The 19,438-nt window shown below is 47.4% G+C and carries 14 protein-coding genes; 8 read left to right on the top strand and 6 right to left on the bottom strand.

What is annotated here, in order from left to right:
• Positions 1-106: 106 nt before the first annotated feature.
• A complete protein-coding gene (gene metJ / locus LNL84_RS19180) occupies positions 107-427 on the bottom strand; it encodes a met regulon transcriptional regulator MetJ (RefSeq protein WP_244359422.1) in 321 nt (106 codons plus the stop codon).
• 222 nt (positions 428-649) lie between these two features.
• Between metJ and LNL84_RS19175 the strand changes: the two genes are divergently transcribed.
• From LNL84_RS19175 to metF, 3 genes are all read left to right on the top strand, one after another.
• Positions 650-1,825 (top strand): O-succinylhomoserine (thiol)-lyase, encoded by a 1,176-nt coding sequence (locus LNL84_RS19175; RefSeq protein ID WP_244359421.1) that lies wholly within the window; start codon positions 650-652, stop codon positions 1,823-1,825.
• Positions 1,826-1,831: 6 nt separating this feature from the next.
• Entirely contained in the window at positions 1,832-4,258 is a 2,427-nt protein-coding gene (locus LNL84_RS19170) for a bifunctional aspartate kinase/homoserine dehydrogenase II (RefSeq protein ID WP_244359420.1), read from the top strand.
• Positions 4,259-4,500: 242 nt separating this feature from the next.
• On the top strand, positions 4,501-5,391 hold the full coding sequence (gene metF, locus LNL84_RS19165; RefSeq protein ID WP_244359419.1) for a methylenetetrahydrofolate reductase: 891 nt from the start codon (positions 4,501-4,503) through the stop codon (positions 5,389-5,391).
• Between the two features lie 68 nt (positions 5,392-5,459).
• On the opposite strand, the gene LNL84_RS19160 is transcribed toward metF, so the two are convergent.
• The 3 genes from LNL84_RS19160 to argE form a co-directional block, all read right to left on the bottom strand.
• Positions 5,460-5,999, bottom strand: a complete 540-nt coding sequence (locus LNL84_RS19160) for a PadR family transcriptional regulator (RefSeq protein ID WP_244359418.1) — start codon at positions 5,997-5,999, stop codon at positions 5,460-5,462.
• Positions 6,000-6,431: 432 nt separating this feature from the next.
• Positions 6,432-9,062, bottom strand: coding sequence for a phosphoenolpyruvate carboxylase (ppc, locus tag LNL84_RS19155; RefSeq protein ID WP_244359417.1), 2,631 nt, complete (start codon positions 9,060-9,062; stop codon positions 6,432-6,434).
• Positions 9,063-9,276: 214 nt separating this feature from the next.
• Complete coding sequence (gene argE, locus LNL84_RS19150; protein WP_244359416.1) at positions 9,277-10,416, bottom strand: acetylornithine deacetylase; 1,140 nt, start codon at positions 10,414-10,416, stop codon at positions 9,277-9,279.
• A 155-nt stretch (positions 10,417-10,571) separates the two neighbouring features.
• Between argE and argC the strand changes: the two genes are divergently transcribed.
• From argC to argH, 4 genes are all read left to right on the top strand, one after another.
• Positions 10,572-11,576 carry an N-acetyl-gamma-glutamyl-phosphate reductase gene (gene argC / locus LNL84_RS19145; protein WP_244359415.1) on the top strand — a complete coding sequence of 335 codons (1,005 nt, stop codon included), beginning with the start codon at positions 10,572-10,574 and terminating at the stop codon, positions 11,574-11,576.
• 10 nt (positions 11,577-11,586) lie between these two features.
• The gene (gene argB / locus LNL84_RS19140) at positions 11,587-12,387 is read left to right on the top strand and encodes an acetylglutamate kinase (RefSeq protein ID WP_244359414.1); all 801 of its coding nucleotides are present in this window, start codon (positions 11,587-11,589) and stop codon (positions 12,385-12,387) included.
• Between the two features lie 116 nt (positions 12,388-12,503).
• Positions 12,504-13,721: an argininosuccinate synthase gene (locus LNL84_RS19135; protein ID WP_244359413.1), complete on the top strand. Its 1,218-nt coding sequence runs from the start codon at positions 12,504-12,506 to the stop codon at positions 13,719-13,721.
• A 244-nt stretch (positions 13,722-13,965) separates the two neighbouring features.
• A complete protein-coding gene (gene argH, locus LNL84_RS19130) occupies positions 13,966-15,840 on the top strand; it encodes an argininosuccinate lyase (protein WP_244359412.1) in 1,875 nt (624 codons plus the stop codon).
• A gap of 199 nt (positions 15,841-16,039) precedes the next feature.
• On the opposite strand, the gene LNL84_RS19125 is transcribed toward argH, so the two are convergent.
• On the bottom strand, positions 16,040-17,491 hold the full coding sequence (locus tag LNL84_RS19125; protein WP_244359411.1) for a dihydrolipoyl dehydrogenase: 1,452 nt from the start codon (positions 17,489-17,491) through the stop codon (positions 16,040-16,042).
• Positions 17,492-17,611: 120 nt separating this feature from the next.
• Positions 17,612-18,343 carry a glutathione peroxidase gene (locus LNL84_RS19120; protein ID WP_244359410.1) on the bottom strand — a complete coding sequence of 244 codons (732 nt, stop codon included), beginning with the start codon at positions 18,341-18,343 and terminating at the stop codon, positions 17,612-17,614.
• A gap of 170 nt (positions 18,344-18,513) precedes the next feature.
• Between LNL84_RS19120 and oxyR the strand changes: the two genes are divergently transcribed.
• Complete coding sequence (gene oxyR / locus LNL84_RS19115; protein WP_244359409.1) at positions 18,514-19,401, top strand: DNA-binding transcriptional regulator OxyR; 888 nt, start codon at positions 18,514-18,516, stop codon at positions 19,399-19,401.
• The last annotated feature ends 37 nt before the right edge of the window (positions 19,402-19,438 follow it).

Genomic DNA, 19,438 nt, shown 5'->3' with positions numbered 1-19,438 from the left:
CCCTTAGAGAGGGGATTTTTTTTAGCAAGCAAGTCAATTTGTGCGCTTTACCAAACAGGTGCTTTTGATAACGTTGGCGTGTTAGGGATATTTCCCCTAATGATTGTTATTCTTCGTCAAACGCTTCAAATTCAATGCCCATCGCCGTCATCATCGCTTTGACTTCAGATGGAATATCGTCTGGGCGATCTTTTCGTAGATCTTCATCTGTTGGTAATGGCTGGCCTGTATAAGCATGAAGAAACGCTTCACACAGCAGCTCGCTGTTGGTCGCATGGCGCAGGTTGTTTATCTGACGGCGGGTACGCTCATCGGTTAATACTTTTAGCACCTTCAAAGGAATTGAAACTGTAATTTTCTTTACTTGTTCGCTTTTTTTTCCGTGTTCTGCGTATGGGCTAATGTATTCACCATTCCAATCTGCCATTGCGCACCTTCATCTGTTAGTTATGTTTAAATTAGAGGTTGGCCCAATTTTAGCGTTATCTACCGCCATAAGCAAAGACATATAGACGTCTAGAAGTGTTGACGGCTTATGTTTTGAAACGTAAAGTGGTGATATCTGTATATAATGCAATACAAATTGATGCTTGGGATGGACAAATCCAAGTATGCTTTCCCTACCGGATTTTTGATAAAGGACGTTTCTATGAGCACTCCGAAGCCAGCGACAATTGCCGTACGCACTGGTATCGAATCAGACACCCAACATCACGCAGTGGTGCCGCCTATTTATTTGTCAACGAACTATGGCTTTCCTGCGTTTGGGGAAGTTCCTACGTATGACTATACGCGCTCTGGGAACCCGAATCGTGGTTTGCTGGAAACCGCTCTTTATGAGCTGGAGTCGGGCAAAGGCGCTGTCATTACTAACTGTGGGACTTCAGCGCTCAACCTTTGGGTTTCTGCATTTATTGGTCCTGAAGATGTGATTGTGGCTCCTCATGATTGCTACGGTGGCACATATCGTTTGTTCAATACGCGCTCTCAGAAGGGAGATTTCAAGGTTGAATTTGTCGATCAAAGTGATGAGGCTGCCCTTGATGCTGCTCTGGCTAAAAAGCCAAAACTTATTTTGATAGAAACGCCTTCTAACCCATTAGTTCGCGTTGTCGATATCGAAAAAGTTTGCCAAAAAGCCAAACAAGTTGGCGCGCTGGTTGCGGTCGACAATACCTTTTTGACACCGGTATACCAAAAGCCTTTAGAGCTCGGTGCAGACTTTGTCATTCATTCAACAACGAAGTTCATTAATGGGCATTCTGATGTGATTGGCGGAGTTGTGATCGCGAAAACAGCAGAACATGCCGAAGAGCTTGCCTGGTGGGGAAATTGCATTGGCGCCACAGGCACACCGTTTGATAGCTATATGACCCTTCGAGGTCTTCGCACCCTGGGCGCGCGTATGCGAGTCCACGAGGAGAGCGCCAACACTATTTTAGACTTTTTGCAGCAGCAGCCTTTGGTTAAAGTGATTTATCACCCAAGTTTGCCTGAGCATCCGGGCCACGATATCGCCAAGAAGCAACAATCGGGCTTTGGCTCTATGTTGAGCTTTGAATTTGCGGGCAGCTTTGAGCAACTTAAGCACTTTGTTGGTGAACTGAAGTTATTCTCTTTAGCAGAGTCTTTAGGTGGAGTGGAAAGTTTGATTTGTCACCCTGCGTCGATGACACACCGTGCAATGGGAGAGGCAGCGCTAGCGGAAGCTGGTGTTTCAAACCAGTTGCTCCGTTTGTCTGTTGGCTTGGAAGATGCGAGTGATTTGATTGCGGATCTTAAGCAAGCATTTGAAAAAGCCACTCATTTTGGTTTACAAGGATAATCAACAATGACTCAATCATTCGCTGCCAGTTCGCGTCAGTTGCATAAGTTTGGTGGCAGTAGTTTAGCCGATCCTGAGTGCTATAAACGTGTCGTGAACATTCTTAAAGACTACTCGGGTAACGATGATCTTATCGTGGTGTCTGCAGCAGGTAAAACCACCAATAAACTGATCGCCTTTACAGAGGCACTGAGTAAAGATGGTCGTGTTGCTCACGAGCATTTGCAGGCTTTAAGGCAATTTCAATTTGATTTGATTGATGCATTATTAACAGGCAGCGAAGCTGAGACACTGAGGCAGATTTTAGTTGAGGAGTTTGCCGCGTTAGGGGACTGCTTATACCCGCTTAGCGAGGCCGATAAAGCCGCTATCTTAGGTCATGGTGAGGTGTGGTCCTCACGTCTTCTCGCAGCACTGCTGCGTCAATCTGAACTTCAGGCGGTCGCGCAAGATGCGCGAGCATTCTTACGCGCAGAAATGGGAACGCAGCCAGAAGTGGACCGAGCTCGCTCTTATCCATTGATTAAAGAGGTACTGGCACAGCATGCTCACCATCGCATTGTGATCACCGGCTTTATGGCGCAAAGCGATGAAGGTGAAACCGTATTATTGGGTCGTAATGGCTCTGACTATTCTGCGACCGTGATAGGGGCGCTGGCAGATGTTAGTGCAGTGACCATTTGGAGCGATGTGGCGGGTGTCTACAGTGCTGACCCGCGCGTGGTCTCTGATGCATGCTTGCTTCCTTTGCTGCGCCTTGACGAAGCCAGTGAATTGGCGCGTCTAGCAGCCCCGGTGTTGCACAGCCGAACCTTGCAACCTGTGGCTCAAAGCGTGACTGAACTTAATCTTCGCTGCAGTCATGAACCTGAATCAGGTTCAACTAAGATTGAACGTGTATTAGCATCAGGGCGTGGAGCGAAAATCATCACCTCGCACGATGATGTCCTACTGATAGAACTCTCTTTCGCCACTGGGCATGACTTCCAACGCGTTAAAGCGGAAGTGCTTCAAGGCCTAAAGCGTGCGCAACTGGAGCCGCTTGCTTATGAAGCTCAGGCTGATCAGTTCCGCCTGCGATTAGCCTATACCGGTGAGATTGTTGGTGGTGCTTTAAGTCAATTGCAAGACACGGCCATTGAAGCCGAAATAAAACTCAAAGAGGGATACTCTTTGATTGCGGCTGTGGGTGCAGGTGTCACTAAAAACGCGAATCATTGCTTTGGATTTTATCAAAAGCTTAAGCAATCTCCGGTGGAGTTTATCGCCGAGACCGACAGTGGCTTAAGCCTAGTCGCATTGCTGCGCAAATCAGAAACAGCACCGCTATTAAAAGCGGTACACACACAGCTGTTTCAGGCGCAAAAACGCGTGGCGGTTGCCTTATGTGGCAAAGGCAATATTGGCTCGAGTTGGTTGTCACTGTTTAAGCAGCAAAAACTGGATCTGGAGCGCCGAAGAGGCATGAGCTTTGACTTGGTGGCTGTCATTGATAGTCAAACCTATTGGTTTGATGAGAAAGGCATTGATGAGCAAAGTGTACTTGAACGTTTTGAAGATGAAGCCGTTGAGAATGATGGCAGTGTTTGGTTGCATCAATTGGGCAGTCTGCAAGGTTACGACGAAGTGGTCGTATTGGATGTCACGGCCAGTAAAGCCTTAGCGATGCAATATGTGGATATTGCGGCTCATGGTATTCACCTGATTTCAGCCAATAAAGTCGCAGGCTCGGCATCGAGTGATTATTATCATCTGGTGCAAGATGCGTTTGCCAAGACGAGTCGCCATTGGTTGTATAATGCGACGGTTGGCGCGGGATTACCGATAAACCATACCGTGCGTGACCTTCGTGAAAGTGGCGATGAAATTGTGGCACTGTCGGGTATTTTTTCCGGCACGCTCTCTTGGTTGTTTCAGCAATTTGATGGCACGATACCATTTAGCGAATTGGTCGACTTAGCATGGCAACAAGGCTTAACTGAACCCGATCCTCGCTCTGATCTCGATGGTTCCGATGTGATGCGTAAGCTGGTTATCCTAGCGCGCGAATCGGGACTTGATATCGAACCTGATTCGGTGGTAGTTGAGTCATTGGTACCAGAAGAGCTGACTTCGTTGTCATTGGATGAGTTCTTTAATCAAGCTTCACTGCTTAGCGAACTGCTGGCGGAACGCTTAGAGAAAGCGCAGCGAGAAGATAAAGTGCTGCGTTATGTTGCTCGCCTGGATAAGGATGGCAAAGCGTATGTTGGCATCGAAGCGCTTTCCAAAGAGCATGCACTTGCGAACTTATTGCCGTGTGACAACATTTTCGCGATTGAAAGCAAATGGTACAAAGATAACCCGCTGGTGATCCGTGGGCCTGGTGCTGGTCGTGAAGTAACCGCCGGTGCGATTCAGTCGGATCTCAACTTGCTCTCTAGCTTCTTCTAAAGCGTAATTTTTCTCAGTCACCGCTCGGCAAGAGAGGTGACTGAGCCATTCTGGTTATGCATAGCACTGACTTTAGTTCCCTTCACATTCATCATGAAAAAAATTCATAGTTACACTATTGACTTTAAATGCCATTCATTTCATTCTGTAGACATATAGACGTCTAAACGTATTTTTTTGCAAGACAGGTTTGAGTCTTGAGTTGGAGGGATAACCAACTTGGGCGAATTAGGGAGAGAACCATGGGATACACACACGCTGGTCATATTGACGCACTTAATCAAAACATTGCTGAGCTATCAGACAACATCAATGTTTCATTCGAGTTCTTTCCGCCAAGTTCACCTAAGATGGAAGAGACGCTATGGAAGTCTGTTCATCGTTTAAAAACACTGCAGCCAAAATTTGTTTCTGTAACCTATGGCGCGAATTCGGGCGAGCGTGACCGCACTCACTCAATCATCAAAGAGATCAAAGCGCAAACTGGATTGGTATCGGCACCACATTTAACGTGTATCGATGCAAGCCGCGATGAGCTTATTCAAATTGCTGACGATTACTGGGCCAATGGCATTGAGAGTATTGTTGCGTTGCGTGGAGACATCCCACCGGGAGGCGGTCAGCCTGAAATGTACGCCTCGGATCTGGTTGAACTATTGAAGTCGCGTCATGACTTCGATATTTCAGTGGCAGCCTTCCCAGAAGTTCATCCTGAAGCGAAAAGTGCTCAGGCGGACTTACTTAACCTTAAACGCAAAGTCGATGCTGGTGCCAACCGCGCGATTACTCAGTTCTTTTTTGATGTAGAGAGCTACCTACGCTTTCGTGACCGCTGTGTTGCTGCGGGCATTGATGTTGAAATCGTACCGGGAATTTTGCCAGTGTCTAATTTTAAGCAGGCGTCACGCTTTGCTGGAATGAACAAAGTGAAAGTACCTGGTTGGATGGCTAAGCAGTTTGAAGGGCTTGATGATGATCCGACAACGCGCCAATTGGTTGGAGCAAGCCAGGCGATCGACATGGTTCGTGTATTGAGCCGTGAGGGTGTCAAGGACTTCCACTTCTACACTCTTAACCGTGCGGAAATGACGTATGCGTTGTGTCATACGCTAGGTATTCGACCACAGCCATAAATGGCTCTCGCAGATCAAAAAAAGGGGTCAAAGCGCTAAGCTTTGACCCCTTTTTTTTGTTTGAATAATTATGCCATTGCTTCTAGTTCAACCAAAGTCTCTTCTGCCCAGTCTAGCCATGCTTGACGCGATAGAATATTACGACGCAGGGTCAGTCTTTCAAGACGAGCTTGATTGTCGAGTGTGTTTGGCGTGGCGTAGTAGGCCGCTTCAATTTCGCGATAATGAGCAACCAGCTTTTTCGACTCTTGAATAAGCTCAGTCAATTGAATACGAAATGCCGTGGATGGTTGTACTGAACAAGCGGCAAGCTTAGCGCAGAATTCATCACGCACGGTTGGATGAATCGTCGATTGCTCAAACCAGTCACCTAAGGCATGGCGACCAGCTTCGGTAATAGAATAGACTTTACGATCTGGCTTGCCGTCTTGAGGTTCAAGCTTGCAAGTGACCAGCTCTTTTTCTGCCATTTTGTTAAGTTCACGATACACCTGCTGGTGGCTCGCTTTCCAGAAATAGCCAATGCTAGCGGAAAATTCTTTTGTGATGTCGTATCCAGTAGCATCGCGAGTACTAAGAACGGTAAGGATTACGTGTGGTAGTGACATGTCTATAAATCCAAATGATTAATAACTATTATAATTGTTTGCCATTATTTCAACGCGAAAAGCTTTGGGAGTAAAGCTGAGCGCTTTCCAATTCATCAACACTTTTATTGAGCCGCCAGAATGAACGATTCGTGGAAGCAAAAGGGTTGGTGAATTGTGAAATAACCGCATATCCAACACTTCGTTGGCGCTGTCACCTAATTAAAGCCGTTTTGTCACCTAGACAGTTGTGAGAACTCACAACCAGAGCAGTCGATATTTATTATTTATGATTCGATCTGCTGTTGATAATTATATCGAAAATAATACGCATTAAGTAGAATAGATTCTCGTTTATTAGCAAAAACTAACAAAATACTCAGCAAGACTAACATGCAAAATAAAAGGCCGCAATATGCGACCTTTTGTCCTTCCTCTGGAATGCTGTACTGTTTATCCGGTGTTTCGCATACCAGCAGCTATGCCTGCAATCGTTACCATGAGTGCTTCATCAAGCTCTTCTCCAGCTTCACCATCTTGGCGAGTACGGTAAAGAAGCTCAGCTTGTAGCATATTGAGTGGCTCGACATAGATATTACGTAGTCGAATAGACTCTTGCCCCCACGGGTCGCTTTGCATCAAGTGATCGCTGTTTTCAACATTCAGAACCGCTTTGATGTCTTTTTGAAGTTGAGCTCGTAACTTGTCACCCAGCGGCAGCAGTGATGGATCCGCTAGGCGTTCATCGTAGTAACGTGAGATCTCGAGGTTACATTTCGAGTAGACCATCTCAAGCATACCAAGGCGAGTCGAGAAAAATGGCCATTCACGGCACATGTCTTCTAGCAACTCCTGATGACCTTTGTCAATGGAGTACTGGATCGCTTCACCCGCGCCAAGCCACGCCGGAAGTACGAGGCGATTTTGGCTCCATGAGAAGATCCAAGGAATGGCACGCAAACTTTCGACGCCGCCATTGGGGTTACGCTTGGCTGGGCGTGAACCTAATGGCAGTTTACCCAACTCCAACTCCGGAGTCGCTTGTCTAAAGTAAGGGACGAAGTCTGGCTCACCGCGTACGATTTGACGGTATGATTCACATGACACTTCAGACAATACGTCCATTAGGTCGCGCCAATCTTGTTTAGGTTCTGGTGGTGGCAGAAGGTTGGCTTCGAGAATCGCGCTTGCGTACAGTCCTAAGCTGTTGACGGCAATCTCTGGTAAGCCAAGCTTAAAGCGGATCATCTCACCTTGCTCGGTTACACGTAGTCCACCTTTCAGGCTTTTTGGTGGCTGAGAAAGCAGTGCAGCGTGCGCTGGTGCACCACCTCGACCGATAGTACCACCACGGCCGTGGAATAAGGTCAGCTCAATTCCCGCTTCTTCACTGACTTTAACCAGTGATTCCATCGCGCTGTATTGTGCCCAGCCTGCTGACATCACACCGGCATCTTTGGCTGAATCGGAATAACCAATCATGACCATTTGATGATTTTGGATGTAACCACGGTACCAATCAATATTGAGCAACTGCTTGATCACGGCCTCTGAGTTATTGAGATCATCAAGGGTTTCAAACAGTGGACAGACGTCCATGCGGAACTTACAGCCACACTCTTGCAAAATTAGGTGTACAGCCAGTACATCTGATGCGGTGCGCGCCATGGATATCACGTAAGCACCGAATGCTTCACGTGATTGTGAGGCGACAATACGGCAAGTATCGAGAACTTCCTGCACTTGCTCTGACGGCTGCCAGTCACGAGGCAGTAGAGGGCGTTTAGAGCTGAGCTCGTTGACCAAGAAAGAAACTTTGTCCTGCTCGCTCCATTGGTCGTAATCGCCAATACCAAGGTAACGTGTTAGCTCAGAGATGACATCTGAGTGGCGTGTGCTCTCTTGACGAATATCGAGACGAACAAGGTGAACACCAAACGCCTTGATACGACGCAATGTATCGAGTAGTGAACCATCGGCGATCACACTCATGCCACATTCATGCAGAGACTTGTAACAAGCCAGTAGTGGATCCCAAAGCTGATCGACATGCTCTAAGATTGGCTTGTTCGGGACGTCTTGATGGTTGATTTTCGCATCAAGCACTTCCAGTGTGTTGTTGAGCAGTACACGAATTGGTTTCAGGATCGCACGATATGGTTCGTGCTGATCGCCTGCCATCTCGCGAACTTCGTCATTACACTTCACCATAGACAGTTCGGTGATCAGCTCTTGGAAGTCTCCTAGGTAAAGGTCGGCCGCTTTCCAACGAGACAGTAGTAGAACTTCACGGGTGATCGAATGCGTTACAAATGGGTTGCCATCGCGGTCTCCACCCATCCAAGAAGAGAAATGCACTGGACGCGCATCGATTGGTAAGCCTTCACCTAGGTAGTTTTCGAGGCGGTCATCCAGTTCTCGCAAGAATTCTGGTACGGCTTCCCAAAGGGAGTTCTCAACAACGGCAAAGCCCCATTTCGCTTCATCGAGCGGCGTTGGACGCTGCTTACGGATCACATCTGAGTGCCAGCTTTGCGCAATAAGCTGCTCTAGGCGGCGCTCATTTTTCTTACGCTCACTGTGCGAAAGTTCGTTGAGCTCAAGCTGAGACAAGCACTTGTTGATTTTGACCAACTTGTTGATCATGGTGCGGCGTGTAATTTCCGTCGGGTGAGCTGTCAGTACCAGTTCAATATTCAGGTCACGTACTGCTTGCGCTGTATCGAGCTTACTGATGTTTTCTTCACTCAACTTAGAAAATAGGCTGTACACCGGATCCGGTTCGCACACGTCGGCTTCGCAGCTACGAGAAATGGTGTGGTACTGATCGGCAATATTGGTCAGGTTTAAGAATTGGTTAAATGCACGAGCAACAGGGGTGAGCTGTTCATTAGGCAGGTTTTTGATTTCTTCGATCAAAGCGTCTCTGTCGGCCTGGTTGCCGCCACGCGCTGACTTTGACAGCTGACGAATGGTCTCTACTTTTTCTAGAATCGCTTCACCATGCGCTTCCTTAATGGTGTTTCCAAGTAAGTGCCCGAGCATCTTAACGTTGCTTTTAAGTGGGGCATATTTCTCATTCATACTCTTCCTGCCTTGTAATTTAACTACATCCATTATTCCTTGAATAGCAGACAATCTAGCGAAAAAGACTAGTGCTCGTCAATTAATCCACAATAACTTTGCAAATATAATAGTGAACAAGGGTGCTGTGACCCTGTTCCCAAATTGGCTTGAATTGTTGTAATTTTATTACTAATTATCCCTGAAGTGAATCGTTTCGCGCCTTGCGGGCCGATCAGCGAAAGCAATATTGGTGCATGGCTTTGCTAAGTATGTTGATGGTCGGCTCAATAAACTCAAAACCCAAATATTCATCAGGCTGATGAGCTTGCTCGATAGAGCCGGGCCCCATCACTAAAGTTGGGCAGAGCTGCTGCAAAAATGGCGCTTCAGTACAGTAGTTGACGGTTTGAGATGGGGTTTGAGTTAGGGACTCCATCGAGCTGATGAACGGATGGTCGTGTTGACACTCATAGCCCGGGATCGGCTCATGCAAAGGCGTAATCGTGAGGCGTTCAGGCCACTTCTGTTGGACTTCTTTTAAGGCATCTGTGAGCATGTTATTCAGGCCATCGAGACTAATGCCGGGTAGAGGGCGCACGTCGTAGTGAAGCTCACAGCAGCCGCAGATCCGGTTGGCGCTGTCACCACCATGAATATGACCAAGGTTAAGAGTGGGGGTTGGGATAGCAAAACCAGGGTGATGATATTCTTTGATAAGGCGATCACGCAGCTGCATCATAGCGAATAAGACTTCATGCATGATCTCTATGGCATTAACGCCTAATGCTGGATCAGAGGAGTGTCCGGATTTTCCGGTGACACGAATGGCGTTGGCGACGTGGCCTTTGTGTCCACGTACCGGGACCAAGTTGGTTGGTTCACCAATAATGCAGTAGTCCGGTTGAAAAGGTGCATTTTCCGTAAAATGTCTTGCGCCGAGCATGGTGGTCTCTTCGTCACAGGTGGCCAACACGTAGAGCGGTTTAGTTTGTTTGCTCCAATCAATTTTTTTTACCGCTTCATAAATGAAGGCAAAGAACCCTTTCATGTCGGCAGTGCCTAAACCGTAAAAACGGTTGTTCGCTTCCGTGACGGAATGAGGATCGAAATTCCAACGCCCTTCATCAAATGGCACGGTATCACTGTGGCCAGCGAGTAGCAGACCGCCTTCGCCTTCGCCCAATTTGGCAATGAGATTGTATTTGTTCTTCTCGACTTCAACCACTTCGACGCGAAATCCAAGATCCTTGAACCAGCTGGCGAGCTTCTCAATAACCTTTGCATTTCCCTGATCCCATTTAGGGTCTGTCGAGCTAATGGAGGATGTGCTAATGAGGCCCTGGTAAACCTCTAAAAAACTCGGCAATTGCATATTTAGTTCACTTCTACTGTTGACAGATGAATTTTAAGACGGTAAAACACATATTAAATCAAAAATAATGAATAAAAAATCATTAATTGGCGTTTTTGTTAGATTTGTAGTCATTATTTTATTGTATGTCACTCTTTAAATTTGGATGTATTGAGATGTTGAAAACCACCATTATCGGCGCTAGCGGCTACACCGGGGCAGAATTGGCTCTTATGGTCGTCAAGCACCCAAACCTCACGCTAACAGGTTTGTACGTTTCCGCCAATAGCGTCGATGCCGGTAAACCCGTATCGCAATTGCATGGCAAGCTATTGGGTTTGGTGGATACACCAGTACAACCTTTAACCGATGTTGAGCAAGCAGCCAAAGAGTGTGATGTGGTTTTTCTCGCCACGGCGCACGAAGTCAGTCACGATCTTGCTCCGCAGTTTTTGGCTGCGGGCTGTCAGGTGTTCGATTTATCAGGAGCTTATCGCGTAAAAGGGGAGTCTTTCTACGATAACTTTTACGGTTTCTCACATCAGCACGCAGACTGGCTCGATAAAGCAGCGTACGGCCTTGCGGAATGGAGCGAATCAGAAATTAAAGAGGCGCAGCTTGTGGCTGTTCCTGGCTGCTATCCTACGGCGTCTCAATTGGCGATTAAGCCGCTGATTGAGAAAGGGTTGCTGGATGAGTCAATGTGGCCTGTTATCAACGCGACTAGCGGTGTTACGGGCGCAGGACGTAAGGCGAGTATGACCAACAGTTTTTGTGAAGTGAGTTTGCAACCCTATGGTCTGTTCAATCACCGTCATCAACCAGAAATTGCCACACATTTGGGGCGTGATGTCATCTTCACTCCACACCTTGGCAATTTTAAGCGTGGCATTTTGGCGACGATAACAATGAAGTTAGCAAACGGTGTGGATGAGAAACAAGTGACTGACGCTATGGAGAGTGCTTATCAAGACAAGCCGGTTGTGCGAATCAAAGAGAACGCGATCCCAAGAATTCAAGATGTCGAGAATACGCCATTTTGCGATATCGGCTGGAAGGTACAGGGTGAGTACGTCATCGTTGTTTCGGCCATTGATAACTTATTAAAAGGTGCATCCAGTCAAGCGATGCAGTGCCTTAACATAAAATACGGTTTTGCTCCGCTTACGGCGCTGGTATAAGGATGTAACTATGACGCAATCAATTCAATCAAAAGCAACCCCTTTGGTCATCAAACTTGGTGGCGCGGCGTTGTCTTGTTCGGAAACGCTGTTAAAACTGTTTGGTGCCGTGGTTGACTATAAGCACAAAGCACAACGTGACATCGTTGTGGTACATGGCGGCGGCTACTTGGTTGATGAGCTTATGCAAAAGCTCAACCTGCCAACGGTGAAAAAACAAGGTTTGAGAGTGACACCTTACGACCAGATCCCAGTTATCGCGGGTGCTCTTGCTGGAACGGCGAACAAGTTGTTGCAAGGCGAAGCCATTAAAGCGGGCCTGCAAACGGTTGGATTGAGCCTTGCCGATGGAGACTTGTGTAAAGTGACTGAGTTGGACGCTGACCTCGGTGCCGTTGGTCATGCTAAACCAGGTAACGCGAGCGTATTGCAAGCCATTTTGTCGACAGGTGCTTTGCCTATCATCAGTTCAATTGGCTTAACGGCTCAAGGGCAATTGATGAATGTTAATGCCGATCAAGCCGCAGTCGCGGTAGCCGGAGCGTTAGACGCAGATTTAGTATTGTTATCGGATGTGAGTGGCGTGCTTGACGGCAAAGGTCATTTGATTGCAAGTTTAAGCCAGCAAGAAGCGGATGCGCTGATTGATGGTAAAGTCATCACCGATGGCATGATTGTTAAAGTTCAGGCCGCGCTGCAAGCGGCCAATGACCTGGGCAGGCCTATTGAGGTCGCGACCTGGCGATACCCAGAAAAACTCAGCCAGTTGTTTGCTGGTGAGAGCATCGGTACTCAATTTTTACCCAGTTAATTGACGGCTTGTCATTGACGGGCAGATTTAAACAAGATCGTGAGTTAAAAACTATTTTATAAGGAAATCCCGAGAGACTGACCGCCAATTCAGATCCGGGGAACAGGAGAGAAGTAATGAGCAAAAAAACTGTAAAGAAAGTCGTTGTAGCCTACTCTGGCGGTCTAGATACCTCTGTGATCATTCCTTGGCTAAAAGAAAATTATGACTGTGAAGTGGTCGCGTTTGTTGCTGATGTCGGCCAGGGTGAAGAAGAACTGGTCGGGATCGAAGAGAAGGCCAAAGCATCGGGTGCTTCTGAGTGCTACATTGCCGACTTAAAAGAAGAAATGGTTGCAGACTATATCTACCCAACTCTTAAAACCGGTGCTTACTACGAAGGTAAGTACCTACTGGGTACGTCTATGGCACGTCCTATCATTGCTAAAGCACAAGTTGAAGTGGCACGTAAAGTGGGCGCGGATGCTCTGTGTCATGGTTGTACAGGTAAAGGTAACGACCAAGTCCGTTTTGAAGGTGCTTTCGCTGCACTGGCCCCGGATCTCACTGTGATCGCACCATGGCGTGAATGGGATCTGGTGAGCCGTGAAGAATGCTTAGATTACCTGGCAGAGCGCAACATCCCGTGCACAGCGTCACTGACAAAAATCTATTCTCGTGATGCAAATGCATGGCACATTTCTACAGAAGGTGGCGTGCTAGAAGATACCTGGAATGCGCCAAACGAAGATTGCTGGGTATGGACAGTTGATCCTGAGCAAGCGCCGGATCAAGCGGAATATGTGACGCTAGAAGTGGCGAAAGGCGAAGTGATTGCCGTCGATGGTGAAAAAATGACGCCGTACAACGCTTTGGTGTATTTGAATGAAAAAGGTGCCAAGCACGGCGTTGGTCGTATTGATATCGTTGAGAACCGTCTAGTTGGCATGAAATCTCGTGGCTGTTATGAAACTCCGGGTGGCACCATCATGATGGAAGCGCTACGTGCAGTTGAGCAGTTGGTACTGGATAAATCGGCGTTTGAGTTCCGTGAAGAACTTGGCGTGAAAGCATCTCATCTGGTTTATGATGGCCGTTGGTTCACACCGCTGTGCAGTTCAATTCTAGCGGCGACAGAAGAGCTTGCGAAAGACGTCAATGGTGAGGTCGTGATCAAGCTTTACAAAGGCCAGGCAACGGTAACGCAAAAACGCAGCGTGAACAGTCTGTACTGTGAAGAATTTGCAACCTTTGGTGAAGATGATGTGTATGACCAAAGTCACGCAGAAGGCTTTATCCGTTTGTATTCACTGTCTAGTCGTATCAGAGCGCTCAACGAAGCGAAAAAGAGCTAATCTGCTCACCGAATATTGATATACTTTTTCAAACCCACTTGTGAAGCAAGTGGGTTTGTTGTATCTGTAACATTGAAAAGCGTAAAAAATCACTCACCGTGAATAATTATGTGGAAAAAGTGAATTTTTACTTTATTTTTGCGGTTAAATACCGTAAGTTTGAATCAGATAGAAAAAGAAGCCGAATTTCATCAGCTTCCATCGTTACACAAGCAGTGAACACCGAGTAGTTAGGAGAGACACAATGGCATTATGGGGCGGCAGATTTACCCAAGCAGCAGACACTAGGTTCAAAGACTTCAACGATTCACTTCGCTTTGATTACCGATTGGCTGAGCAAGACATTGTTGGCTCGATCGCTTGGTCTAAAGCGCTATTGTCAGTGAACGTTCTGACAGAAGAAGAGCAGCAAAAGCTTGAACTAGCGCTTAATGAACTCAAACTTGAGGTGATGGAAGACCCTGAGCAAATCCTTAAATCGGATGCAGAAGATATTCACAGTTGGGTTGAGCAGCACCTGATTGCCAAAGTCGGCGACTTGGGTAAAAAACTGCACACTGGCCGTTCTCGTAACGACCAAGTGGCGACCGATTTGAAACTTTGGTGTCGTCAGCAAGGGCAACAACTGCTCATTGGCCTCGACCGATTGCAAATGCAGATGGTCGAAGTTGCCAAAGTTCATCAAGACACGGTTTTACCGGGATACACTCATTTACAGCGTGCTCAACCGGTGACTTTTGCTCACTGGTGCTTAGCTTACGTCGAAATGTTTGAGCGTGATTATTCACGTCTTGATGATGCCATTAAACGTCTTGATACCTGCCCTCTAGGATCTGGTGCTTTAGCAGGGACGGCATACCCAATGGATCGTGAAGAGTTGGCTCATAATCTGGGCTTTCGTCGTGCAACCAGAAACAGCTTGGATTCAGTGTCCGACCGTGACCACGTGATGGAATTGATGTCGATAGCGTCTATTTCAATGCTTCACCTTTCTCGTCTTGCTGAAGACATGATTTTCTATAACTCGGGCGAGTCCAATTTTATTGAACTGGCTGATACCGTAACTTCTGGCTCCTCTTTGATGCCACAGAAGAAGAACCCAGATGCGCTTGAGCTAATCCGGGGTAAAACCGGCCGGGTATATGGCGCATTAGCGGGCATGATGATGACAGTTAAAGCACTGCCTTTGGCTTACAACAAAGATATGCAAGAAGACAAAGAAGGCCTTTTTGATGCTCTCGATACCTGGAACGATTGCATGGAGATGGCAGCACTGTGTTTTGATGGCATTAAAGTCAACAGTGAGCGAACTCTAGAAGCGGCGAAACAGGGTTACGCGAATTCTACCGAACTGGCTGATTACTTGGTCGCGAAAGGTATTCCATTTAGAGAAGCACACCATATCGTCGGTGTGGCGGTGGTTGCTGCCATTGCCAAAGGTTGCGCATTAGAAGAGCTATCGATCAGTGAACTTAAGGAGTTCTCTGATACCATAGAAGAAGATGTGTACGACATCTTAACTATCGAATCATGTTTAGAGAAGCGTAGCGCCTTAGGTGGAGTGTCTCCTAAACAAGTGGCGTACGCGGTGGATCAAGCCAACCAACGCTTGGCACAACGTGATACCTCGACCGTGAAAGTCAGAGCAGCGCGTCTAACCGATATTGAAGCCCTGGAAAGTATGGTGACCTACTGGGCGAATATGGGAGAAAACCTACCTCGTTCTCGCAACGAATTGGTGCGTGATATTGGCTCTTTTGCGGTGGCAGAGCATCACGGTGAAGTGACGGGTTGCGCCTCCTTATATGTCTATGACTCAGGCCTAGCAGAGATTCGTTCTCTTGGGGTCGAGGCCGGCTGGCAGGGGCAAGGTCAAGGTACAGCGATTGTGCAACATCTGGTCGACAAAGCGCGTCAGATGGCCATCAAGAAAGTCTTTGTACTGACGCGTACACCAGAGTTCTTTATGAAGCACCACTTTATTCCAACCTCGAAAACACTGTTGCCTGAAAAAGTGCTAAAAGATTGCGATCAATGCCCAAGACAACACGCGTGTGATGAAGTTGCGTTGGAAGTGAATCTTGTTGAACAAATCATCGCAAAAATGAATGTTGCCTAACATGTTGTAATAAAAAGATTTAAGAGAAGGATCGAAAAAAAATGGGAAAAAGATCGTTTTTTTTGAACCTTTGGGAAAAGGCCCGGTCTATTAAAGTACCACTGCTTTTTCTTAGAAGAATCTAAGAAGGCCCCAAGCCTAGATTGGCATTGGGGCTTTTTTCTTTCTAAGCTCTGATTTTTAGTCCCAGTTCCCTCTATTAACACCCAGGCCCGCAGTCGAGACAGTGCTTGATCATTTCTGGCCCTATGTGAAGCTTCGCATTTAAATCTCTCAAGGCCGTTCTGACACCTTCCTCAATCACCGGGTGGTAGAAAGGCATATCCAGCATTTCGGAAACCGTCATTTTGTTTTGATGCGCCCACGCCAGAAGGTGGGCTAAGTGCTCAGCGTTCGGCCCCATCATTTCAGCGCCCAAGAAGCGACCTGTTCCTTGTTCACCGTACACGTTCAACAATCCTTTGTTTCTCAGCATTACGCGAGAGCGGCCCTGACTTTCAAAAGAAACCGTGCCTGTGACAAAGCAGTTACAGTCGGTCAAACGTTGTGATAACTGCTTGAATGATTCCCCAACCATGGCAATTTGAGGATCACTGAACACTGCCGAGATGGCGCTGCGACGAAGACCTGCGCGGATGTCGGGAAAGCGCCCGGCGTTGTCACCAGCAATGCGTCCTTGATCGGCTGCCTCATGCAGCAGCGGCATTTGGTTGCTGGCATCACCAGCGACAAAAATGTGTTCAACACTGGTTTGCAAGGTGTAGTGATCAGCGGTGGGTACACCACGTTCATCTAACGTCATGCTGGTTTTGTCGATATCCAGTTTATCGACATTGGCTCTGCGTCCCGTTGCCGCTAACACATAGTCGACCACAAATGTCTCTTGCTCACCTTGATGATTCACAAATACGATTTCAACGTTGTCTCCAACGCGTTTCATGCTGTCGACTTTAACATCCGCGTCGAGATAAAATTCTTCTTGAAAGGCTGTGTTGGCATAAGCCATGACTTCTGGATCGGTCAGGGGACCTACTTGACCGCCTAAGCCAAAGACTTTGATTTCCACGCCTAAGCGGTGCAGAGCTTGACCCAGTTCGAGGCCAATCACACCTGGGCCAAATACGGCAACAGAGCGTGGCAGGTCGTCCCAATCGAACACATCATCATTGATAATAAGGCGATCGCCAAGTTCATTCCAAACCGCGGGGTAGGCAGGGCGTGAACCTGTTGCGATGACAATTCGCTCGGCAGTTATTTTGGTGTGCCCGTCAACCAGAAGCGTATTGTTGTCGATAAATTTGGCGTAGCCTGAAATCTTGTCTTCTGCAGGGATCTCGTCGACACCTTCGAGTACAAAGCCGACAAAACGATCGCGTTCGCTTTTGATTCTAGCCATCACTTCTTTGCCGTTGATGAGCACGTCACCCTGCGGATGCACGCCAAAACCGGGTGCTTTTTCAATGTGATGCACACTTTCAGCTGCGGCAATGAGCAGTTTAGAAGGCATACAGCCGACTCGGGCACAAGTCGTTCCATAGGGGCCGCCTTCAATCATGACAACATTATCAGTATGAGCTTTGGCGGCTCTGTATGCGCCTAAACCTGCAGTACCACCACCAATAATGGCGACATTGACGTTTCGTTCGTTCATAACGGAATTCCTTAAACTGACGGCGAGATAAAGCGTGATGACGTGAGTATGCCGAAGCTTTTTCGCCTAAAAACAAGGGGCCCATTTGGCCCCTGATTGATGACTGTATTAACTCTAGCTCTATTTACCTAGATGTACTTCGAGCTCTTCGCTGCCGCCAATGTGCTTACCACCAATAAAAACTTGAGGCACAGTAGTACGACCGGTAATAGCGCGTAGGCTCACTGTTGTCGCGTCTTTACCCAAGACAACTTCTTCATATTGTAGGCCGTGGTCAATCAAGTTCTGTTTTGCTTTCGCACAGAATGGGCAACCTGGCTTGGTGAATACCGTGATGGATTCTTGAGATTTATAGTCAGGTGCGACATGGCTCAGCATTGTATCAGCGTCTGATACTTTGAACGGGTCGCCCGGTTCATTGGCTTCGATGAACATTTTTTCTACGATGCCGTCTTTGACCAGCATGCTGTAACGCCATGAGCGCTTGCCAAATCCAAGGTCATTTTTGTCGACCAACATGCCCATACCGTCGGTGAAATCGCCATTGCCGTCTGGAATAAAAGTAATGTTGTCGGCTTCCTGATCGTCTTTCCATGCATTCATAACAAACGTGTCGTTAACCGAAACACATACGATTTCGTCCACGCCGTGCTCTTTGAATACCGAATGAAGCTCGTTGTAGCGTGGCAGGTGACTAGACGAACATGTTGGTGTAAAGGCGCCCGGTAGGCTGAATACGATCACTGTTTTGTTTTTGAACAATTCGTCCGTTGTGACGTTTACCCATGCGTCGCCTTGGCGAGTCGGGAAAGTAACTTGTGGTACCGCTTGGCCTTCTTTAGATGCAAACATAATGCTGTCCTTTATTTTAAATTGTTTTGGAACTTGTTGAGCTTAGACTAGTTTTTGCTGATTGACTGTCTCGGCTCTGTTTCGTTGGGACCATTATTGAAAATATTCGTTGATAGCTCCAATCGTTTGTTGTTATCGTATTGATAGTTATTTTCTATCGGAGAGCGGTCGTGAACATTCGTGACTTTGAATACCTTGTGGCGTTGGCGGAACATAAGCATTTTCGTAAGGCTGCTGAAGCTTGCTTTGTCAGTCAGCCAACATTGAGTGGCCAAATTCGTAAGTTGGAAGATGAGTTGGGAACCGCACTGCTGGAAAGAAGCAGCCGCCGAGTATTGTTTACGGACTCAGGACTACAGATGGTTGATCAGGCCAAACGAGTACTATCTGAAGTGAAGACCTTCCGTGAATTGGCGGTGGGGCAAAGCGGTGAGATGTCTGGCCCGATGCACATAGGATTTATACCAACGGTAGGGCCGTACCTGTTGCCTCGCATCGTACCAACGCTCAAAGAAGAGTTTGCTGATCTTGAGCTTTTTCTATACGAGGCTCAGACGCATCAGTTGGTAAAACAGCTTGAAGAGGGCAAACTAGATTGTTTGATCTTAGCTTCTGTTGCTGAAACTGAAGCGTTTAAAGAAGTGGAGATCTACCAAGAGCCGCTGAGTGTAGCCGTGCCTTGTGAGCACGAATGGGCGCAGTATGATCAAATAGATATGTCGCAGCTTAATGGTAAAACGGTATTGGCACTCGGAGATGGCCATTGCTTACGAGATCAAGCGCTGGGTTTTTGCTTTGCCGCTGGTGCTAAAGATGACGAGCGCTTTAAAGCGACCAGTTTGGAGACATTGAGAAACATGGTCGCGGCGGGTGCAGGTATTACTTTACTTCCACAGTTGTCATTGCCTCATGAAAAGGTGAAAGATGGCGTGTGCTATCTCGATGCGATTAACCCCACCCCTAATCGCCGCTTAGTATTAGCCTATAGGCCCGGCTCACCACTGCGCGCTCGATTTGAAAAGCTGGCGGCAGCGATTCAGAGTTACCTGAACGCATAATGTTAAGGCCACCAAGAATAAAGCCCTCAGTGAAGAG

Source organism: Vibrio gelatinilyticus (genome assembly GCF_022836845.1).
GTDB lineage: Bacteria > Pseudomonadota > Gammaproteobacteria > Enterobacterales > Vibrionaceae > Vibrio > Vibrio gelatinilyticus.
The sequence above is the reverse complement of the archived record's forward strand: the minus strand, read 5'-3'. Positions and strand labels throughout refer to the sequence as shown.